Source organism: Endozoicomonas sp. ALB032, from assembly GCF_049310125.1.
Classification (GTDB): Bacteria; Pseudomonadota; Gammaproteobacteria; order Pseudomonadales; family Endozoicomonadaceae; genus Endozoicomonas_A.
This window is the reverse complement of record NZ_JBLYNW010000001.1, coordinates 4645844-4669822: the sequence shown is the minus strand read 5'-3', so window position 1 is coordinate 4669822 and position 23979 is coordinate 4645844. Positions and strand designations below refer to the sequence as shown.

8 protein-coding genes are annotated in these 23979 nt (G+C 49.1%); 1 reads left to right on the top strand and 7 read right to left on the bottom strand.

Annotated features, from left to right (window positions below):
• Positions 1-88: 88 nt before the first annotated feature.
• The 7 genes from ACO6VG_RS17225 to ACO6VG_RS17195 all read right to left on the bottom strand — a co-directional run bounded on the left by ACO6VG_RS17225 (position 89) and on the right by ACO6VG_RS17195 (position 22953).
• Entirely contained in the window at positions 89-3661 is a 3573-nt protein-coding gene (locus ACO6VG_RS17225) for a DUF4116 domain-containing protein (protein ID WP_422474857.1), read from the bottom strand.
• Positions 3662-3841: 180 nt separating this feature from the next.
• The gene (locus ACO6VG_RS17220) at positions 3842-7426 is read right to left on the bottom strand and encodes a PEP/pyruvate-binding domain-containing protein (protein ID WP_422474855.1); all 3585 of its coding nucleotides are present in this window, start codon (positions 7424-7426) and stop codon (positions 3842-3844) included.
• 93 nt (positions 7427-7519) lie between these two features.
• Positions 7520-11182, bottom strand: coding sequence for a DUF4116 domain-containing protein (locus ACO6VG_RS17215; protein WP_422474853.1), 3663 nt, complete (start codon positions 11180-11182; stop codon positions 7520-7522).
• Between the two features lie 121 nt (positions 11183-11303).
• Positions 11304-14999 carry a PEP/pyruvate-binding domain-containing protein gene (locus tag ACO6VG_RS17210; RefSeq protein WP_422474851.1) on the bottom strand — a complete coding sequence of 1232 codons (3696 nt, stop codon included), beginning with the start codon at positions 14997-14999 and terminating at the stop codon, positions 11304-11306.
• Positions 15000-15076: 77 nt separating this feature from the next.
• On the bottom strand, positions 15077-15571 hold the full coding sequence (locus ACO6VG_RS17205; RefSeq protein ID WP_422474849.1) for a hypothetical protein: 495 nt from the start codon (positions 15569-15571) through the stop codon (positions 15077-15079).
• A gap of 300 nt (positions 15572-15871) precedes the next feature.
• Positions 15872-19102 (bottom strand): PEP/pyruvate-binding domain-containing protein, encoded by a 3231-nt coding sequence (locus tag ACO6VG_RS17200; RefSeq protein WP_422474847.1) that lies wholly within the window; start codon positions 19100-19102, stop codon positions 15872-15874.
• A gap of 74 nt (positions 19103-19176) precedes the next feature.
• Positions 19177-22953, bottom strand: a complete 3777-nt coding sequence (locus ACO6VG_RS17195; RefSeq protein ID WP_422474845.1) for a PEP/pyruvate-binding domain-containing protein — start codon at positions 22951-22953, stop codon at positions 19177-19179.
• A gap of 334 nt (positions 22954-23287) precedes the next feature.
• On the opposite strand from ACO6VG_RS17195, the gene ACO6VG_RS17190 reads away from it, so the two are divergent.
• Complete coding sequence (locus tag ACO6VG_RS17190) at positions 23288-23968, top strand: response regulator transcription factor (protein ID WP_422133432.1); 681 nt, start codon at positions 23288-23290, stop codon at positions 23966-23968.
• The last annotated feature ends 11 nt before the right edge of the window (positions 23969-23979 follow it).

Sequence of the window (23979 nt, the reverse complement as noted above, 5' to 3'; positions counted from 1 at the left end):
AAGCACGCATTAGAAAAAGCAACAACAGGCTGGCAACAGTGTTGGCACTGGTCAGCGTTGTCTGAATCAATCAGACCCTGTTTGCAGATTATCTGAGGTATTTACGAAGTTCGGGGTTTCTTTGTTTTGCGGCATTGATAAATTTTTTATCATCTTTAAGCTTTACAGCAGCATAATGGAAAGCCTGAGGATTTTTTGCAATTAAGTCGAGCATGCACTCGCGATCACTCAAAACTTTTTCGCTGGCAAATGATAGGGGATAAGTACTCTCAGCAATGGCCATTCGAATAATGTTTTTATCGTTTCGGAGTCTTTCACTGGCATAATTCAGAGCTAAGGGATTTTTTTCGACAGCGGCCATAACAATATCGCTGTCATCCCTCAGCTCCACACTCAAATATTGCAGTTGTTTGGGATGTTTTGAAATGGCGGGTAATACAAAGTCTCTATCATTGCGAACCCGTTGGCTGGCATATTCCAAACCATGCTTCAGCACGGCATTCCGGACCTTTTCTTTATGATCCCCGGACAGTGGCTGAGGTGACGCATAAAATTCCAATCTGTAACCGTAAGATGGCTTGATAACAAAGTATTGATCTCCCAGGTCATACAGTTGTTCAACCAATCGGGTAGCGCTTTTGGGATCGAATAATAAAAAATGATGTAAGAGTTCCTTGCGGATATCCTCACTCATCTCATCACTCATTAAGATTTCCCGCAGACTCTCTTTCGGTTTGTTCTTAAGCAACAACGACCACTGACACGCGCCCAACCGGCGGGCATGATGAGCAACCTCTTGCTGGTGTTTGCTTAACAGCCAGCAGAAAGCGGCAGTCGAGTATTGACCACCCGCAATCCGATAAAACATGACAAAAAGGCAATGTTGAAAGGCAAATCTATCCGCTCCTGTGGCAACATCACGTTCAAGGCGTTGTGCAAGCAGGTTAAAGTCCCACTGACTTCCTTCAAAAATGGGACTGCACTTCAAATGCAGATCCAGATCAGACATAGCAGGTAAGACAGTGATCAGTTTTTCAAAGGCATCCTGCATAGCTGGACGTGTTGTCATTCGGGAACATTCGACGATAATTTCACCCGCTACGGCGTTATAACTTAGCTTCATGTTATCAGGATTATCAGCCAGTTTGATCTCTCTCAGTAATTGCGCGAGAAACCACATACGCATTAACTTGCCGGATTTACCTGCGTAATCAGTGCTAACAAACTGGTCAGAAAATGTCAGCCGCAAGGTGCGTCCTTTCCCTCCCTCTGCGCGTTCAAGCAGTTCGATAAGGCTCACATGGCTGCCAAGATCCAGGTTAACAATCAAGGCTTCATCCATACTGATAAGAGTCCCTGAAAGCCCTGACTCTTCCATGAATGCTCTGCTGGACTGCCTCAACAGCGGCGCCTCTTCACCCTGGGTCGTGCAATCGACGTAGGTGATTTTCCTTTTTATGGACAGACTGTCCTGACCCCAGGCCAGAGTGACTGGTGCCAGCGCTTTCACGAAACGCTGATGCAGGGCAAAAATCAGCTCATGGACACTCCGGACCTGCTCAGCCTCCTCAGGGTTAAGTGTTTGAAGACAGGATTGTAGCCGACAACAGTCTGCTACCCACTGACGAAACATTACCGGGGATAGCTTCCCTTTTTCAGTGGCTTGCATGGGAAGAATAATACGTTTTAACCCGGATAGAATGGTCTTTTTCAACAGTGCGAACCGGTCGTTCAATTGCGGTACTTCTTGTCGCAATGACCTGACCCTGTGTGAACACCTCTTACCAGCCAGTTGCAAGAATGTCCCATACCCATCCAGCAGAGCTTGAGCCCCATCAACCAGCCGATTTACACTGTCGCAGGTCTCTGCCAGTCGCTTTGATCGTTGTGGCGACATACTCAGTTTTACCGGGTTTGCCAGACAGTCCAGCCCGCCGCCGGAGGCAAAGAATGCCAACAGCCGGGCATTTTGATCCGTGAGCCATTGAAAACCGCTGGCGACCGTATGGAATGTGTCGTCTGAGGGGGACAAATCATCCCGTGACGGGACGGCTTTTACTGGCGGCAGATCAGACAGGCTTCCATGACTCACCAGTTCCCCGGTAATGTCACCGGCAACAATAAAGGCTCCGGACTTTCCGTTAAAGTGGGCACAGGCCAGCGTCACCTGTTGGCCAGGCTTAGCGGCCACTGCCGCGAACTGACTAGCGGCCAGCATCAGGGCTTTTCGTTTCTGTTTCATGGCGATCGCTACATGATCATTGAACCCTCCTGTGGCAGTGACAAAGCCTCCTGCCCGCTTCAGGAACCCGGGCTCAAGCATCCAGTCTTCAGCGTGTCGGGCCACCACTATGGCTCCGTCTGGCATAGAGTCTGCCGCTGCTTCTTCAGCCAGCCAGAGCGGTCCGGTGCAATAGCCTTCGCTGACACCCTCGCCGATGGCCAGGGTCTCTTCGGGTATGGGCATGGCGAAATCCAGGCCACCAGAGAGTCGGGTGACAGGACGCACCTGCAACAGGAACAGACGACCCTGATAGTTTATGGCAAACTCCACATCCACCGGACAGAGCAACAACTTTTCCAGCTTTGTCAGCATCACCCTGAGGTCTGCAACCATGTCATCAGTGAGTTGTTGTTCAACGTCGTTTGATTGGGCATCGGCATCATCCATTCTTATTTCCGAATAGCCGTTATTGTCTTTACGCAGGATGTAATGACTTGAGATGGTCCCGGGAAAGTATTGATAGCTGTCGGCGCCTTCCTTGCGAAAAATATCAATACGATGGGGCCTGTTACCGGACTGCCCGGCCACTATCCCTCTGGGCTGCCCCCGTGTGAACTCAACCCTGACGGTATCATCATCAAAGGATTGAAAACTCATGGCGACTCCGCCGTGCAGACAGTCAATACACTCCTGGATAATCAGCGCCATGGGTTGCGGTATGCCTTCGGAACAGACTTCAGGCCGGTAAGCTGAGGCCATAACCTTTAGACAGGTTCGCAAAATATCCTCATCTCCCTGAACTTCCGAAAGGTATTTGCCCGCCTGGGCATCGCCGTAGTTATCTTCATTGATGCCGGAACTGCGGACAATAAGCGGCCCTGATGTTGATAGTCCGTGATCCCTGATCTGTCGGGCCGCTTCAGAATCTTTAACCTGCTCATAAAAGTCATCACTGGCAATAAAGTTCGCCAGACCTGCCAGCCAGCTGTCTCTTATGGTTTGCTCTGAAGGCAGCAACGCATTGAGGCGTTCCCTGATCTTCGCCAGACTGATCTTTGCCTCCGGTTCATTGCCGATCCCGGGAAAACAGGGTTCCAGACGCTGGCTATCCAGAGGGTATTGTTCCAGCGCATTGGTGACCTGAGTTGTCACACACTGAAACGCCGGCACAGACAAACCGGCTGCTTTCATACGCTGCAAAAACATTCCCTTGCCGCCAAGCAGTTCCCGGTTGGCAACAGAACAATGAGTAGCCTGATCTGCAACAGGTGAGCTGCATTTGCGCCTGGCTAGTGACCTAGTGTCGGGAACGCCAGCGGGTTCAGGATCACCAAGATACTTTTTGGCTGAACGATCAGCCTCAGTCTTATGATTGGGGACAATTGACAGACTTTGAAAATCTGATCTGCCAATGGTTGCAGGTGGTAAAGGTAACATAAAGGTATCCCTCTCACGTTAATATTCATCCATGAATCAACGACTGGTCGTTACCCTTACGTTTGACAATAATGTTTTTATAAAGTTCCCCCGTCAGCTTCAGGCACACAGTAGAAAAATAACAACAATGGGGTTGGCACTGGTCAACATTATCTGAATCGATCAGACCTGGTTCGCAGATTATCTGAGGAATTCATGAACTTCAGGGTTTCTTTGTTTTGCTGCATTGATGAAAGCTTTATTACCTTTAAGCTCGGAAGCAGCATAATTGAAAGCCTGAGGATTTATTTCAATTAATTCGAGCATACACTCGCGATCCTTCAAAATCTTTTCACTGGCCAATGATAAGCTGGAAATATTCTTAGCAATGGCCACTCGAATAACCTTTATATCCCCTCGGGCTCTCTCACCTGCATGAAACAGAAATATGGAAGACATTGCGATAGCGGCCTTGACGACATCGCTATCATTTCTCAGCTCCTCACTCAAATCTCGCAGTTGTAAGGGATCTTTTGTAATGGCGGGTAATACAAAGTATTTATCATTTCGAACCCGTTGACTGGCATATTCCAATCCATGCTTCAGCACGGCATTCCTGATCTTTTCTTTATGATCCTCAAGTGGCTGGCCCGGTGGTACATAAAACTCCAATTTGTAATTGCAAGATGGATTGATAACAAAGCATTGATATCCGATGTCATACACTTCCTCAATCAATCTAATAGTACTTATGGGATTAAATAATATAAAATGGTGCAAGAGTTCCCTGCGGGTCTGTTCACTCATCTCATCACTCATCAAGATTTCCCGCGCAGTTTCTTCAGGTTTTTCCCGACTTTTCAATGACAAACAATAAACACATAAGCGATGAGCATAATAAATAAACTGTTGATGGTATCTGCTTAATAACTCACAGCAAGGAGCAATATGGGACCACTCTCTTTTAGTCTGAAAAGACATTAAGAAAAGGCAACGTTGAAAGGCGAATCTATCCGCTTCTGTCGCAATATCACGATTAAGGCGCTGGGCAAGCAGGTCAAAGTCCCACTGGCCTCCTTCAAAAATGGGTCCGTAATTCAAACGAATATCCAAATTACTCAAAGCACATAACACAATCATCAGTTTTTTAAAGGCAGCCTGCATGGTTTGAGTTGATTTCATTCGGGGGCATTCGACGGTCATTATACCCGCAACAGCGTTGCAACTCAGCTTCATGCTATCAGCATTTTCATCCAGTTTGATCTCTCTCAATAATTGCGCCAGAAACCACATGCGCCGGAACTTGCCGGATATATCAAAATCATCAGATCTATCAAATTGATCAGAAAATGTCAGTCGCAAGGTTCGTTTTTTACCTCCCTCTGCGTGTTCAAGCAGCTCGACAAGGCTCATATGAGTGCCAAGCTTCAGGTTAACAATCAGAGCATCATCCATACTGACGACAGTCCCTGAGCGCCTTGATCCTTCAATGAATATTTTGTCGGACGGCTTCAATAACGGCGCCCCTGCGCCCGGACTCGTGCAATCAACATAGGTGATGTCGTTGATCGTAGATATCTCACCCTGACCCGAAGCCAGAGTGACCGGTGCCAGCGCTTTTACGAAACGCTGATGCAAGGCAAAAATCAGCTCATGAACACTTCGCACCTGCTCAGCGCTTTCAGGGTTGAGCGCTTGAAGACAGGATTGTAGCTGATGACAGTCTGCCAGCCACTGACGAAAGCTTACCGGGGATACCTTCTCTTCTTCGGCAGCTTGCATGGGAAGAGTGATACGCTCTAGCCCGGATTCAATGGTCTGTTTCAACATCTCGAACCGGTTGCTCAGCAGCGGTAATTCTTGCCGCAATGACTCGACTCTGTCTGAACTTTGCTTAACAGCCAGTTGCAGGAATGCCCCGTACCCATCCAGCAGCGCTTGAGCCCCATGAACCAGTCGATTTACGCTGTCCAAGGTCTCTGCCAATAGCTTTGATCGTTGTGGTGACATGCTCAGTTTTACCGGGTTTGCCAGACAATCCAGCCCGCCGCCGGTGGCAAAAAATGCCAACAGGCGGGCATTTTGATCCGTGAGCCATTGAAATCCGCTGGCGACCTGACGGAGTGCGCCTTCTGAGAGGGACAATTCATCCCATGCAGGGATGGCTTTTGCTGAAGGCTCATCAGAAACAGCAGAGGATAGAATGCCGTGACTCAACAGTTTCCCGGTCATGTCACCGGCAACAATAAAGGCACCGGGCTTACCGTTAAAGCGGGCACAGGCCAGCGTCGCCTGTTGGCCAACCTGAGCGGCCACGGACTCAAACTGGTCACCGGCCAGCATCAGGGTTTTTCGTTGCTGTTTCATCAGGATCGCGACATGATCATTGAATCCGCCTGTGGCAGTAACAAAGCCTCCTGCCCGCTTCAGGAACCCGGGCTCAAGCATCCAGTCTTTAGCGTGTCGGGCCACGACAATGGCTCCCTCTGGCATAGAGTCTGCCGCTGATTCTTCAGCCAGCCAGAGTGGTCCGGTGCAATAGCCTTCGCTGACACCCTCGCCAATGGCCAGGGTCTCTTCGGGTATGGGCATGGCGAAATCCAGGCCACCAGAGAGTCGGGTGACAGGACGCACCTGCAACAGGAACAGACGACCCTGATAGTTTATGGCAAACTCCACATCCACCGGACAGAGCAACAACTTTTCCAGCTTTGTCAGCATCACCCTGAGGTCTGCAACCATGTCATCAGTGAGTTGTTGTTCAACGTCGTTTGATTGGGCATCGGCATCATCCATTCTTATTTCCGAATAGCCGTTATTGTCTTTACGCAGGATGTAATGACTTGAGATGGTCCCGGGAAAGTATTGATAGCTGTCGGCGCCTTCCTTGCGAAAAATATCAATACGATGGGGCCTGTTACCGGACTGCCCGGCCACTATCCCTCTGGGCTGCCCCCGTGTGAACTCAACCCTGACGGTATCATCATCAAAGGATTGAAAACTCATGGCGACTCCGCCGTGCAGGCAGTCAATACACTCCTGGATAATCAGCGCCATGGGTTGCGGTATGCCTTCGGAACAGACTTCAGGCCGGTAAGCTGAGGCCATAACCTTTAGACAGGTTCGCAAAATATCCTCATCTCCCTGAACTTCCGAAAGGTATTTGCCCGCCTGGGCGTCGCCGTAGTTATCTTCATTGATGCCGGAACTGCGGACAATAAGCGGCCCTGATGTTGATAGTCCGTGATCCCTGATGTGTTGGGCCGCTTCAGAATCTCTAACCTGCTCATAAAAGTCATCACTGGCAATAAAGTTCGCCAGACCTGCCAGCCAGCTGTCTCTTCTGGCTTGCTCTGAAGGCAGCATCGCATTGAGGCATTCCCTGATGTTTGCCAGACTGATCTCCGCCTCCGGTTCATCGCCGATCCCGGGGAAATAGGGTTCCAGACGCTGGCTATCCAGAGGGTATTGTTCCAGCGCATTGGTGACCTGAGTTGTCACACACTGAAACGGTGGCACAGACAAACCGGCTGCTTTCATACGCTGCAAAAACATTCCCTTGCCCCCAACTAGTGCCCGGTTGGCAGGGGAACAATGATCAGCCTGATCTTGAACAGGAGAACAGCATTTGCGCTTGGCTAGTGACCTTGTGTCGGGAACGCCAGTGGCTTCAGGATCACCAAAATACCTTTTGGCTGAACGATCAGCCTCAGCCTTATGATTGGGGTCAATTGCCAGACTTTGAAAATCCGATCTGCCAATGGTTGCAGGTGGTAAAGGTAACATAAAGGTATCCCTCTCACGTTAATAATCATCCATGAATCAACGACTGGTCATTACCTTTACATTTGACAATAATATTTTTATAAAGTTCATAATTCAGGCTAAAAAATACCTGACGTATTTATCAACTTCGGGGTTTCCAAGCCTTGCTGAATCGATAAAAACCTGATCATTTTTAAGCCTGTAAGCCGCATGTTTGAAAGCTCCAGGATACTCTGCAATTAAGTCAAGCATATACTCGCGATCATTTAACAAGGTTTTACTGACATATCGCAAGTGACAAACGCCTTGTTTAATTACACTACTAATAATGCTTTTATCTCTTCGAATTCTTTCACTGGCATACTCCAGAGCATCTGGACTCTGTTTGATAGCGGCCTTGACAACGTCATCATCATCCTGAAGTTTCGAGCTGGCGTCGATCAGACAACAGCCTCTCTGAGTAACTGCGGCTATGACAACCTGTTTATCATTCCTCAGTTCCTGACTTGCATATTTCAGGTTAGATGGATGCCCTGTAACAGCTTCTAATACAAGCTCTTTATCACTTCGAATCCGTTGACTGACATATTCCAGTCCATCTTTCACCAGGGCTTTCTTCACCGTTCCTTTGATATCCGAAAGCGACTGAGACGGTGGAACATCAAATGTCAGCGTGTAATCCCGTGATGGTTTGATAATAAAGTATTGATCTCTCAAATGCGGATAAAAGTACTCAATCAGTCCTATAGAGTAATGGCGATTTGACAATAAAAAATGATGTAAGAGCTCCCTGCGGATATCCTCACTAATCTCAACACTCATTAAAATTTCCCTTAGACTATCCTCCGGTTTTTTCTTGGAATTTACTAACGCCAGACACTCCCCTAACTGCTCAGCATAATAAACAAACTGTTGAAGGTGGTTGCTTAGTAACTGGCAGCATTCGGGAACAAGACGGCATAAACGCAGATAATACATTGTGAAAAGACAATATTGAAAGGTGAATCTATCGGTTTCTGTCATAGCATCGGAATTAAGGCGTTGTGCAAGCAAGTTAAAATCCCAATGATTTTCTGCAAATGTCTTTCTGTCAGTAAAGAAAATATCAAGCTCAGACATATCACTTAACACAATCATCAGTTTTTCAAAGGCATCCTGCATGGCTTTGCATGATGTTATGCCGGAGTATTCGACGATAATTTCACCCGCCACGGCGTTACAACCCAGCTTCATGCTAACAGCCTCCTTACCCAGCTTGATCGTTTTCAGTAGCTGCACTAAAAACCACATACGTTTTAACTTACCGTGTTCATCACTGCCATCAGGGCTCCGAAACTGGTCAGAAAATTTCAGCCTCAAGGTTCGTCCTTTACCTCCCTCTGCGTTTTCAAGCAGCTCGACAAGGCTCATATGACTGCCAAGCTTCAGGTTAACAATCAAGGCAGTATCCATACTGATGACAGTCCCCAAGAGCCCTGATTCTTCAATGGATACTTTGTCGGACGGTCTCAATAACGGCGTCTTTGCGCCCGGTGTCGTGCAATCAACATAAGTGATGCCATTTGCCGTAGATACCTCACCCTGATCCGAAGCCAGAGTGACCGGTGCCAGTGCCTCCACAAAACGCTGATGCAAGGCAAAAATCAGCCCATGAACACTTCTCACCTGCTCAGCGCTTTTCGGGTTGAGTGCTTGAAGACAGGATTGTAGCTGATGACAGTCTGCCAGCCACTGACGAAAGCTTACCGGGGATACCTTCTCTTTTTCAGCGGCTTGCATGAGAGGAGTGATACGCTCTAACCCGGATTCAATGGTCTGTTTCAGCATCTCGAACCGGTTGCTCAGCTGCGGTAACTCTTGCCGCAATGACTCGACTCTGTCAGAACTTTGCTTAACAGCCAGTTGCAGGAATGCCTCGTACCCATCCAGCAGCGCCTGAGCCCCATGAACCAGTCGATTTACGCTGTCCAAGGTCTCTGCCAGTCGCTTTGATCGTTGTGGCGACATACTCAGTTTTACCGGATTTGCCAGACAGTCCAGCCCGCCGCCGGTGGCAAAAAATGCCAACAGCCGGGCATTTTGATCCGTGAGCCATTGAAAACCGCTGGCGACCGTATGGAATGTGTCGTCTGAGGGGGACAAATCATCCCGTGACGGGACGGCTTTTACTGGCGGCAGATCAGACAGGCTTCCATGACTCACCAGTTCCCCGGTAATGTCACCGGCAACAATAAAGGCTCCGGACTTTCCGTTAAAGTGGGCACAGGCCAGCGTCACCTGTTGGCCAGGCTTAGCGGCCACTGCCGCGAACTGACTAGCGGCCAGCATCAGGGCTTTTCGTTTCTGTTTCATGGCGATCGCTACATGATCATTGAACCCTCCTGTGGCAGTGACAAAGCCTCCTGCCCGCTTCAGGAACCCGGGCTCAAGCATCCAGTCTTCAGCGTGTCGGGCCACCACTATGGCTCCGTCTGGCATAGAGTCTGCCGCTGCCTCTTCAGCCAGCCAGAGCGGTCCGGTGCAATAGCCTTCGCTGACACCCTCGCCGATGGCCAGGGTCTCTTCGGGTATGGGCATGGCGAAATCCAGGCCGCCAGAGAGTCGGGTGACAGGACGCACCTGCAACAGAAACAGGCGACCTTGATGGTCTATGGCAAACTCCACATCCACGGGGCAGAGCAAAAGTTTTTCCAGCTCTGTCACCATCTGCCTGAGGTCTGAAACCATGTCATCAGTGAGTTGTTGCTCAACGTCGTTTGATTGGGCATCGGCATCATCAATTCTTGTTTCTGAATAGCCGTTATTGTTCTTTTGCAGGATAAAGTGACTCGAGATCGTCCCGGGAAAGAATTGAAAGCGGTCAGTTTCTTCTTTGCTATCCCCGCGATAAATATCGATGCGGTGGGGCCTGTTACCAGACTGCCCTGCCACTACGCCTCTGGGCTGCCCCATTGTGTACTCAACCCTGACGGTACCATCGTTAAAGGATTGAAAGCTCATGGCAACCCCGCCGTATTGGCAGTCAATGCACTGTTGGATGACCAGTGCCATGGGGGAGGGTATGCCTTCGGAACAGACTTCAGGTCGGTAAGCTGAAGCCATAACCCTGAGGCAGGTACGCAAAACATCCTCATCTCCCTGAACGTCCGAGAGGTATTTGCCCGCCTGGGCATCGCCGAAGTTATCTTCATTAATGCCGGAACTGCGGACAATAACCGGCTGTGATGTGCAGGTTCCATCCAGCTGACGACGCAGATCCCTGATTTTTTGAGCTGCTTCAGAATTTTTAACCTGTTCGTAACAGTCATCACTGGCAATAAATTCTGCCAGACCCGCCAACCATTCATCTCTTTTGGTTTGCTCCGAAGGTGGCAAGGCATTGAGGTATTCCCTGATCTTCGTCAGGCTGGTCTGTGCCTGCTGTCCGTGGTCAATCCCGGGAAGATAGTGGGATAAACGACGGGTATCCAGAGAATAACGTGCAAGAGCAGCCATGACCCCAGTTGTCACACATTGGAATGGCGGAACAGATAAACCGGTTTTGCTCATGCGCCACAAAAACATCCCCTTGCCTCCAAGTTGTTCGCGGAGTGTGTCAGCCTGATCTGAAACAGACAAACCACAGAGACGCCGGGATAAAGGAGTTTGAATGGATCGAATGCCAAAGGACTGAGGGTCACTGAAATACTTTTCGGGTGAACTATCAGCTCGGTTATTCTGATTGGGAATCTTTCTCAGGATTGGAGGCTTTGATGTACCAAAATCAGCATTTAACATTATGACATCTCTCTTATGTTAATGTTTTCTGTTGTTTATTAGCTGACCCCGGAGTTTTTTATGATCTTACGACCAATAAGTTAGCAACGCAGCTTGCACTGGTCAGTGCTGTCGGGACAGATCAGACATTATTTAAAAAATACCTGACGTATTTATCAACCTTGGGGTTTCTAAGGATTACTGAATCGATAAAATTCTGGTCACTTTTAAGCCCGGAAGCCACATATTGGAATGCTTCAGGATACTCTGCAATTAAGTCAAGCATATACTCGCGATCATTTAACAAAGTTTCACTGGCATCTTGCAAGTAAAAAACGCCATGTTTAATCACACTATTAATAATGCTTTTATCCCTTCGGATTCTTTCACTGGCAAACTCCAGAGCACCTGGATTCTGTTTGATAGCGGCTTTGATAACGTCATCATCATCCTGAAGTTTCGAGTTGACGTCAAACAGGAGACAGCCTCTCCGGGTGACTGCGGCTATGGCAACTTGTTTATCACCCCTCAGCTCCTTACCTGCATATTTCACGTCCGATGGATGCCCAGCCAGGGCTTCTAATACAAGCTCTTTATCACTTCGAATCCCTTGGCTGACATATTCCAGCCCACCCTTCACCAAGGCTTCCTTCAGCGTTCCTTTGATATCCAACAGCGACTGAGACGGTGGAACATCAAAGGTCAGCGTGTAATCGCGTGATGGTTTGATAATAAAGTATTGACCTCTCAAATCAGGATAAAAATACTCAATCAGTCCTATAGAGTAATGGCGTTCTGATAATAAAAAATGATGCAAGAGTTCCCTGCGGATATCCTCACTAATCTCAACACTCATTAAAATTTCCCTCAGACTGTCCTCCGGTTTTTTCTCGGAATAGACCAACGCGCAACACTTCCCCAACTGCTCAGCATAATAAACAAACTGTTGAAGGTGGTTGCTTAACAACTGGCAGCATTCGGGATTAATACGGCAAAAATCCCTCAGATAATACATTGTAAAAAGACAATATTGAAAAGTGAATCTGTCGGCTTCTGTCATAACTTCGGGATTAAGGCTTTGCGCTAGCAAGCTAAAGTCCCAATGATCTTCTGCAAATGTTTGCCTATCCCTGAAGAAAAAATCAAGCTCAGCCATACCATTTAACACAATCATCAGTTTTTCAAAGGCATCCTGCATGGCTTTACGTGATTTCATACCGGAGTATTCGACGATAATTTCACCCGCCACGGCGTTACAACCCAGCTTCATGCTATCAGCCTTTTCACCCAGGTTGATCACTTTCAGTAGCTGCACTAAAAACCACATACGCTTTAACTTACCATGCTCACCACTGCCATCAGGGCTCCGAAACCGGTCAGAAAATTTCAGCCGCAAGGTTCGTCCCTTACCCCCCTCTGTGTGTTCAAGCAGCTCGACAAGGCTCATATGACTTCCAAGCTTCAGGTTAACAATCAAGGCATCATCCATACTGACGACAGTTCCTGAAAGCTCTAAACCTTCTATGTACGCTTTGCCGGATGGTCTCAATAGCGGTGCCTCTGCACCCGGTGTCGTGCAATCGACAAAGATGATGTCATCTACCGTAGATACCTCACCCTGACCCGAAGCCAGAGTGACCGGTGCCAATGCCTCCACAAAACGCTGATGCAGGGCAAAAATCAGCTCATGGACACTTCGCACCTGCTCAGCCTTTCCAAGGTTAAGTGCTTGAAGACAGGATTGTAGCTGATGACAGTCTGCCACCCACTGACGAAAGGTTACGGGGGATACCTTCTCTCCTTCGGCAGCTTGCATGGGAAGAGTGATACGCTCTAACCCGAATTGAATGGTCCGTTTCAACCTCTCGAACCGGTTGCTCAGTTGCGGTAATTCATTCCGCAATGACTCGACGCGGTCTGAACTTCTCTCAACAGCCAGTTGCAGGAATGCCTTGTACCCATCCAGCAGTGCTTTAGCCCCATAAACCAGTCGATTTATGCTGTCACAGGTCTCTGCCAGTCGCTTTGATCGTTGTGGCGACATGCTCAGTTTTACCGGGTTTGCCAGACAATCCAGTCCGCCGCCGGAGGCAAAAAATGCCAACAGGCGGGCATTTTGATCCGTGAGCCATTGAAATCCGCTGGCGACCTGACGGAGTGCGCCTTCTGAGAGGGACAAATCATCCCATGAAGGGATGGCTTTTGCTGAAGGTTCATCAGAAGCAGCAGAGGATAGAATGCCGTGACTCAACAGTTTCCCGGTCATGTCACCGGCAACAATAAAGGCACCGGGCTTACCGTTAAAGCGGGCACAGGCCAGCGTCGCCTGTTGGCCAACCTGAGCGGCCACGGACTCAAACTGGTCACCGGCCAGCATCAGGGTTTTTCGTTGCTGTTTCATCAGGATCGCGACATGATCATTGAAGCCTCCAGTGGCCGTGACAAAGCCTCCTGCACGCTTCAGGAACCCGGGCTCAAGCATCCAGTCTTTAGCGTGTCGGGCCACGACAATGGCTCCCTCTGGCATAGAGCCTGCCGCTGGTTCTTCAGCCAGCCAGAGTGGTCCGGTGCAATAGCCTTCGCTGACGCCCTCGCCAGTGGCCAGAGTCTCTTCGGGTATGGGCATGGCGAAATCCAGGCCGCCAGAGAGTCGGGTGACAGGACGCACCTGCAACAGGAACAGACGACCCTGATGATCGATGGCAAACTCCATATCCACGGGGCACAGCAAAAGTTTTTCCAGCTCTGTCACCATCTGCCTGAGGTCTGCAACCATGTCATCAGTGAGTTGTTGCTCAACGTCGTTTGATTGGGCATCGGCATCATCCATTCTTGTTTCCGAATAGCCATTATCATTTTTGCGCAGGATGTAACGACTCGAGATCGTCCCGGGAAAGAATCGAAAGCTGTAAGTTTCTTCTTTGCTATCCCCGCGATAAATATCGATGCGGTGGGGCGTATTACCGGACTGCCCTGCCACTACACCTCTTGGCTGACCCATTGTGTACTCAACCCTGACGGTACCATCCTCAAAGGATTGAAAGCTCATGGCGACCCCGCCGTATTGGCAGTCAATGCACTCTTGGATGACCAGCGCCATGGGGGATGATATGCCTTCGGAACAGACTTCAGGTCGATAAGCTGAAGCCATAACCCTGAGGCAGGTACGCAAAACATCCTCATCTCCCTGAACTTCCGAGAGGTATTTACCCGCCTGAGCATCGCCGTAGTTATCTTCATTAATGCCGGAACTGCGGACAATAAAGGGCTGCGATTTGGAGGATCGGTCCAACTGTCGGCGCAGCCCCTTGATGTGTTGGGCCGCTTCAGAATCTTTAACCTGCTGGTAATAGTCATCACTGACAATAAATTGCACCAGACCCGCCAGCCAGTCATCCCTTTTGGTTTGCTCTGAAGGCAACAGGGTATTGAGGTATTCCCGGATTTTCTTCAGGCTGGTCTCCGTCGCCGGTTCATAAACAAACCCGGGGAAATAGCGCTCTAAAAGATGGCGCTCGAGAGGGTGTTGTTCAAGCGCATGCATGACTTGAGTCGTAACACATTCGAAGAGCGGAACAGACAGACCGGCTTCTTTCATGCGCAACAAAAACATCCCCTTGCCCCCGAGATGTTCCCGTTTGGAGGGAGAATAGCCAGCAGCCTGATCTGAAGCAGGGGAGCGGCAGGTGCGCCTGGTAAGCGACGTTGGATCGCGAACGCCACTGGGATCAAGATCACTGAAATGCCTTTCAATTGAACTGTTGACCTCAGTATTCTGATTGGGAACGGTTGCCAAGCTTTGAGAATTTGAAATGTCAAATCTAGTTGCAGGTAACATCAAGATATCCCTTTCATGTTATGTATTCATTTCGCACCCTTTGACTGGCACCCGAATCGAAGGCACCAGACTCATCATTAAAACGGGGGCAGACCAGCGTCAGGGTCCAGCATCAAAATTTTTCCTTTCTCTTTCATGAGGGTCGCTACAGTGTCAGTGATGAGTTCTGCTTTGGCCAGGACAAAGCCCCCTGCCCGTTTCAGGAACTCAGGCTCAAGCATCCAGTCTTCAATGTATGGGGCCGAGATCATGGCACCATCTGGCATAGATTCTGCCTCCCATTCTTTGGCCAACCAGATTGGCCTGGTGCACAAGCCTTCGCTGCCCCCCTCGCCGATGGCCAGGGACGCTTTGGAATGTTTAACCTGTTCGTAATAGTCATCACTGGCAACAGGTGGTGTCAGACCCTGGATATTGCGCTTGGATAGTGGCGTTGCTTCGGGAACACCAGTGGATTTAAGATCGCCGAAATGCCTTTTGTGTGAACTATCAGCCCCGGTATTCTGATCGGGGACAGTAGCCAGACTTTCAGAATCTGATCTGACAATGTTTGCAGGTGGTAAAGTGAACATAAAGACATCCCTCTCAGGTTAATATTCATCCATGACTCAATGGCGAGCCGCTATACCCATCGAACTTTCTAACGCCCTGCTGCACTGAAGATTTGAGCCTTAATCCTGCGTTGGCGATCGTCGCCTTGCCTTAAGGCTCAAATCTCCATGCTCATCACGGGCGTCAGAAAGCACGATTGGCATTACTTTAATTTGACAATCATGTTTTTATAAAGTTCCCCCCGCCAGCTTCAGGCACGCAGTAGTAAAAACAACAACAGGCTGGCAACAGGGTTTGCACCGGTAGAATTCGCAAATTCACTAATCAAATAAAAACCAGTATTCTTTTCGCACCCTTTGACTGGCATGTTTGATCTCATGCTTCAGCAAGGCTTTTTCGACTTTTTCTCTATTTTGCCGCCAAAGCGGCTGATCCGGTGAAACAGCAAACCTCAGTTCGTAACCTTGTGATGGTTCGACAACAAAGTATTTATCTCTCAAATGGGGATACACATCCTCAGTCAATTGACTAGCGATGCTGGGCTTATACGTTAAAAGATGATGAAAGAGTTTCCTGCGCGTGTCATCAGCAATCTTGTCATTCATTAAAACTTCCCGAAGCTGGCGCACTGGTTTACAATCGTACTCTGCCAAGCGGCGAGCTTGATCAATAAACTGTTGGTAGGGGTTGGTTAATAATCGGTAGCAATCTTCAGTGATGTAATTTCGTGTACCATGAACCAGTACGAAGAGGCATTGTTGAAAGACGAATCTATCAGTTTCTGTCGTAACATCGCCATTAAGGCGTTGTTCAAGCAAGTTAAAGTTCCACTGATCTCTTTCAAAAATGACTTTTCCATTTAAATATAAATCCAGATTGCTAATGACCTTTAATGTCGTCATCAGTTCTAAAATAATATCCTGCCTGGTTTTAACCAGTGGCATTCGAGCGCATTCGACAATAATTTCTCCCACTACGACATTGCAGCTTAGCTTCATAGCATCAGCATTTTTATCCAGTTCGATTGCTTTCAGTAACCGCGCCAGAAACCACATACGTTTTAACTTCCCAGGTGCATCACTGCCATCAGGGCTATAAAATTTGTCAGAGAATTTTAGCCGAACGGTTCGACCTTTTCCCCCCTCTGCATGCTCGAATAGCTCGATAACAGTCTTATGATCACCAAGATCCAGGGTAACAATAAAGGCATCATCCATACTGACGACAGTCGCTTCAGACTTTAACTCATTGATGGATGCAACGGTCGGGCTCAATAGCGGAGCCTCTTCACCCCAGGTCGTGCAATCAGCATAGGTGATGTCATTTATTTTAGATAGCCTGCCCTGACCCGAGTCCAGAGTAACCTGTCCCAACGCCTTTACGAAGCGCTGATGCAAAGCAAAAATCAGCTCATGGACACTCCGGACCCACTCAGCCTTACCAGGACTGAGTGCCTGAAGACAGGATTGTAGCTGATAACAGTCTGCCACCCACTGATGAAATATTCCCGGGGATAGCTGTCCTTTTTCGGAGGCTTGCATGGGAAGAGTGATACGCTTCAACCCGGATTGAATGGTCTTTTTCAGCTTCTCGAACCGATTGATCAGTTGCGGTACTTCATCCTGCAATGACACGACACTGTGTGAACGTCTCTCTCCAGCCAGTTGCAAGAATACACCGTACCCATCCAGCAGCGCTTCAGCCCCATGAACCAGTAGATTTACGCTGTCACAGGTCTCTGCCAGTCGCTTTGATCTTTGCGGCGACATGCTCAGTTTTACCGGGTTTGCCAGACAATCCAGTCCGCCGCCGGAGGCAAAAAATGCCAACAGGCGGGCATTTTGATCCGTGAGCCATTGAAAACCGCTCGCGACCTGACGGAGTGCGCCTTCCGGGAGGGACAAATCATCCCATGAAGGGATGGCCTTTGCTGGCGGCACATCAGAAACAGCAGAGGATAGACTTTGGTGACTCACCAGTTTCCCGGTCATGTCACCGACAACAATAAAGGCACCGGGCTTACCGTTAAAACGGGCACAGGCCAGCGTCGCCTTTTGGCCAACCTGAGCGACCACGGTCGCAAACTCGCCACCCGCCAGCATCAGGGTTTTTCGTTGCTGTTTCATCAGGATCGCTACATGATCATTGAAGCCTCCAGTGGCCGTGACAAAGCCTCCTGCACGCTTCAGGAACCCGGGCTCAAGCATCCAGTCTTGAGCGTGTCGGGCCACGACAATGGCTCCCTCTGGCATGGAGTCTGCCGCTGATTCTTGAGCCAGCCAGAGTGATCCGGTGCAGTAGCCTTCGCTGACACCTTCGCCGATGGCCAGGGTCTCTTCGGGTATGGGCATGGCAAAGTCGAGGCCGCCGGAGAGTCGGGTGACAGGGCGCACCTGCAACAGGAGCAGGCGGCCCTGATGGTCTACGGCAAACTCCACATCCACGGGGCAGAGCAACAGTTTTTCCAGCTTTGTCACCATCTCCTTCAGGTCTGAAATCATGCCATCAGTAAGTTGTTGTTCAACGTCGTTTGATTGGCTATCGCCATCATCAATTCTGATTTCCGAGTAGCCGTTATTGTCCTTATGCAGGATAAAGTGACTCGAGATCTTCCCGGGAAAGAATTGAAAGCTTTTAGTTTCTTCTTTGCTATCCCCGCGATAAATATCGATGCGGTGGGGCGTGTTGCCGGACTGCCCTGCTACTACGCCTTTGGGCTGACCCTTTGTGTACTCAACCCTGATGGTGGCATCCTCAAAGGATTGAAAGCTCATGGCGACCCCACCGTATTTGCAGTCAATGCATTGTTGGATGACCAGTGGCATGGGGGAGGGTACGCCTTCGGAACAGACTTCAGGCCGGTAAGCTGAAGCCATAATCTTGAGGCAGGTACGCACAATATCCTCTTCTCCCTGAACTTCTGAGCGGTATTTGCCCGCCTGGGCATCGCCGTAGTTATCTTCATTGATACCGGAACTGCGGACAATAACGGGCTTTGATTCGGAGGTTCGGTGCAACTGTCGGCACAGCTCCCTGATGTGTTCGGCCGCTTCAGAATCTTTAACCTGCTGGTAATAGTCATCACTGGCAATAAATTGTTCCAGACGCGCCAGCCAGTGATTCCTTTTGGTTTGCTCTGACGGCGGCAAGGCATTGAGGCATTGCCTGATGCTCGTCAGGCTGGGCTCTGCCTTCAGTACACAGCCAATCTCAGGGAGATAGCGGTCTAAACAATGGCTATCCAGAGGCTGTTGATCAAGGGCATTCATGACTTGAGCAGTAACACACTCAAACGCTGGAACAGACAGACCGGCTTTCTTCATGCGCCACAAAAACATTCCCTTGCCCCCAAGTTGCTCCCGGTCGCCGGGAGAACAGTCAGCAGCCGGTGAACGGCAACTGCGTTCGGCCAGTGGCGCTGGATCGACAACAACTCCGGGACTAACATTGCCGAAATGTCTTTTGGGTGAACTATTAGCCCCGTTATTCTGATTGGAATGAGTTGCCGGGCTTTGAGGATCCGTTTTTTTTAAAACAGTTGTATCTAACATCAACACACCGCCATTAAATAAATCGATTACTTAACTTTCGACAACGGTTTTTTTATAAAGTTCACCCATCGGCCTTAAGAAATACCACAACGCATTTCATCGACCCAAGTTGTCAGAGTCAATCTGATATTCTCCAAACGGCCCCCGATGTATCTAATAACTTTGGGATTTCTTAGCTTTGCTGCATCGATAAAAGTCTGATCATATATAAGCTCGAGAGCTGCATATTCGATAGCACCAGGATCCACTGCAATTAAGTCGAGCATATACTCGCGATCACTCAACAGGCTTTCCCCGACATCCATTAAACATTCAACATCTATAGCAACCAGCTCTTTAATAAAGTCTTTATCGCTTCGGATTCTTTCACTGGCAAACTGCAGAGATCTTGATTTTTTTTTGACAGCAGCCTTGACAACACCATAATCATCCTTGAATTTCGGTCGGAGGAATGCCAATTGAAAATCATAATTAGACACTAAGGCGATGGCGACATCTTTATCTTCCTTCAGTTCTTCACTAAAATGCTTCTGTTTTTCCGGACTTGTTATAATGGCTTCCAATACAAGTTCTTTATCACCTCGAATCCTTTGGCTGACGTCTTTCAGCCCATTCTTCACCAGGGCTTTGCTGACCTCTTCTTTAATATCCGAAAGAGACTGACTCGGTGGCACAGCAAACGTCGGCTTGAAATCGCGTGTTGGTTTGAGAATATAGTATTGATCTCTATAACGGTCATAAAAATCCTCAAACGGTGGAATAGAGTAATGGGCTTCTAACAAAAAAAAATGATGTATCAGCTGCCTGCGGGTGCTCTCACTCAACTCATCACTTCTGAATATCTCCCTCAGACTGTCCTGCGGTTTTTCCCCGCGAACGACTAATTTCCGACACTCATGTAACTGCTCAGCAAAATGAACAATCTGTTGAAGGTGGTTGTTTAATAACTGGCAGCAAGCGGGACTAATAGTAAGGCGGTCAACCTTCAGATAAGGTATTGCGAAAATGCAGTGTTGAAAATTGAATGCATCAGTGTCTATTGTAACATCGGGATTAAGGCGTTGCGCAAGCAGGTTAAAATCCCAACGAGTTTCCTCCAGAATAGCTGCTTTATGAAAGGCTAAATCGAAACCAAAGATAGCTTCCAGGACAATCATCAGTTTTTTAAAGGCAGCCTGCATATCTTCACGTGTTTTCATTCCCGGATATTCGACAATTAATTGTCGCGCCACGGGGTTGCAGGCGAGTTTCATGCCAGCAGCATTTTCATCCAGTTTGATCGCTTTCAGAAGCTGTGCCAGAAACCACACACGCTGAAACTTGCCATTATCAAAAGCTGCATCGAAGTTGTCAGAAAATTTCAGCCGCAAGGTTCGTCCTTTTCCACCCTCTGCGTTTTCAAGTAATTCGACAAGGCCCACATGATTCCCTCCCCCTAATATCAGATTAACGATCAATGCAGCATCCATACTGATGACAGTCGTGTCACGCGCCAATTGTTCGATGGATTCCTTGACGGACATACTCAGTAATGGTGCCCTTTCACCCGACATGTCCGGAGTTGTGCAATCAACATAGGTGATGCGTCCTCTGGAACCTGGCCCTTTACTAACACACTCTATAGATAGCCTGCCCTGACCCGACGCCAAAGTGACCGGTGCCAGGGCCGCTACGAAGCGCTGATGCAGAGCAAAAATCAACTCATGGACACTTCGGACCAGTCTGGCCTTGTCAGGCTCCAATGCCTGAAGACAGGATCGCAGCTGATGACAGTCTGCCAACCACTGACGAAAATCTCCCGGGCATGCCTGCCCTTTTTCAGCGGCTTGCATTGGCCGAATGATTCTCTTTAGCACTGGTTGAATGGTCCGTTTCAGCATTTCGAACCGGTTGATCAGTTGCTTGAATTCTTCCTTCTGTGGCTTCAGCTGAGATAGATCATCGTTACCCGCCAGACTGAGGAAAGCCCCATACCCATCCAGCAGTGCTTCAGCCCCACCAACCAGTCGAATTACGCTGTCCTGAGTCTTTGCGAGTAGCTCTGATCGTTGTGGCGACATGCTCAGTTTTACCGGGTTTGCCAGGCAATCCAGTCCGCCGCCGGGGGCAAACAATGCCAGCAGGCGGGCATTTTGATCCGAAAGCCATTGAAAAGCACTGGCCACCTGAAGGAATGTGCCTTCAGGTGGGGTCAAATCATCCCTTGAGGGGACGGCCTCTGCTGAAGGTTCATCAGAAAATGCAGTAGACAGGCTTCTGTGACTGGCCAGCTTTCCGGAAAGGTCACCCGCAACGATAAAGGCTCCGGGCTCACCGTTAAAACGGGCGCAGGCCAGCGTCGCCTGTTGGCCACCCTGAGTGGCCAATGCCGCAAACTGTTCACCGGCCCGCATTAAGGGTACTTTCTCCTGTTTCAGGGAGATCGCTACATGATCATTGAACCCTGCTTCGGCCAGGACAAAACCCCCTGCCCGTTCCAGGAATTTGCGCTCAAGCATCCAATCTTCAGCGTGGTCAGCTACGACAATGGCTCCCTTCGGCATAGAGTCTGCCGCTTGTCGTTTGGCCAGCCAGAGTGGTCCGGTGCAGAAGCCTTCGCTGATGCCCTCACCAATGGCCAGAGCCTCTTCAGGTATGGGCATGGCAAAAACCATATCACCAGAAAGTTCGGTAACAGGGCGCACCTGCACCACGAAACAGCGACCCTCAGGGTCGATAGCAAACTCTGCATCCACGGGGCAGAGCAATAGATTTTCCAGCTTTGTCAGCGCCTTTCTGATTTTAGAAACCATTTTATCAGGGAGTCGCTGTCCACCTTCGTTTGATTGGACATCGGCATCAGCAATTCTTTTTTCCGAATAGCCGTTATTGTGCTTTTCCAGGATAAAGTGGCTTGAGATCGTCCCGGGAAAGTATTGAGAGCGGCCAGCCTCTTTTTTGCGATCCTCGCGAAAAATATCGATGCGGTGTGGTGTGTTACCAGACTGCCCTGCCACTGCGCCTCTGGGTTGACCGCGCGTGTACTCAAACCTGATGGTTTTATCCTGAAAGGATTGAAAAGTCGTGCCGACCCCACCATACAAGCAGTCAATACACTCCTGGATAATCAGCGCCATGGGTTGCGGTACACCTTCGGGGCAGACTTCAGGCCGGTAACCCGAGGCCATAACCTCAAGACAAGTAAGTAAAACATCGTCTTCATTCTGAACTTTAGAGAGGTATTTGCCCGCTTGGGCATCGCCGTAGTTATCTTCATTGATACCGGAACTGCGGACAATAACGGGCTTTGATTTGGAGGATCGGTCCAACTGTCGGCGCAGCTCCCTGATGTGTTGGGCCGCGTCAGAATCTTTAACCTGTTCGTAATAGTCATCACTGACAATAAATTCTGCCAGACCCGCCAACCAGTTATTCCTTTTGGTTTGCTCTGAAGGCGGCAAGGTATTGAGGTAATCCCGGATGTTCGTCAGGCTGGTCTCTGTGCCCCATTGAGGGTCGATCCCGGGGAGATAACGGGCTAAACGATGGCTATCCAGAGGGTGTTGTTCCAGAGCATTCATAACCTGGGCAGTAACACATTTGAAGGGGGGAACAGACAGACCGGCTTCTTTCATACGCTGCAAAAACATACCCTTGCCGCCGAGCTGTTCCCGGTTGCCAGGAGAACGGTCAGCAGCCTGACGTGAGCGGCAGGTGCGCCTGGTGAGTGACTTTGGATCGGGTACGCCATCGGGATCAAGAACACTGAAATACTTTTTTGCAGGTGCACGATTAACCTCAGCAACCTGATCGGATTGAGTTGTCGGGCTTTGACGATTTAACAGGCCACAAGTAAAGGTAGATAGTTGCATCAGGATTCCCCCCCTATGTTATTGTTCTTCCCCGATTTAATCGCTACTGCAAAGAACGATTACTTATATAACTTTCGACAATGATTTTTTTATAAAGTTCACCCGTCGTCCTGAAGTACGCAATTTGATCAGGATAAAGAATCCAGTCTTCTGAATGCCAATGAAAAGACTCTTGAGAAAATCCCGACAGGTTCCAAAAACCAAAGATCCAAACAACTGCGGCCGATACAAACATTGTTCAGGACACAGCCGGGACGTGATGTCAGGGTCGGCTTGCAAAACAATAACAACGGTCAGCCTCCATCACTGACCAGGTAATTGGCACTCTGAGTCCATGGAATACAAGATCATCATTGCAGACGACCACCCTCTGTTCAGGGCCGCATTACAGGCAGCTCTGCGTCAGGGGCTGGAAAATCCTGAAATTTATGAAGCCGGGTCCATCGCAGCCCTGCAGAATATCCTTGAACAGGTGCCATCGCCTGACTTGATCCTTCTTGATCTCAACATGCCGGGTGCTCATGGCCTTTCTGGTCTGATCTTTCTCAGGGGACAGTATCCGCAGGTCCCTGTTGTTATTGTTTCCGCTACTGAGGATGCCCAGATCATCCATCGCTCACTGCATCATGGCGCTCAGGGTTTTATCCCGAAATCCTCACCTCTGGATGTTCTGAAGAATGCCGTGTCTCAGGTGCTTGAGGGGAATACCTGGCTGCCAGAATCGCTACCCGAACTGCCAGAACAGGGACGGCTGTCCGAACTGGAAGAAAAGCTCGCCACACTGACGCCACAACAATTCAGAGTTCTGGGCATGATTAGTGAAGGTCTGTTGAACAAACAAATTGCTTACGAACTGGAAGTATCAGAAGCCACGATAAAGGCACATATCACAGCTATTTTCAAAAAACTGGGCGTTCGCAGCAGAACCCAGGCTGTGATTGCCATGAACGAGCTGGAAATTGATCAGCCTTTCGCAGGTGACAACGGCTCGTCTGCTGTCCCTCCTCCTGCTTAATCAACTCACGG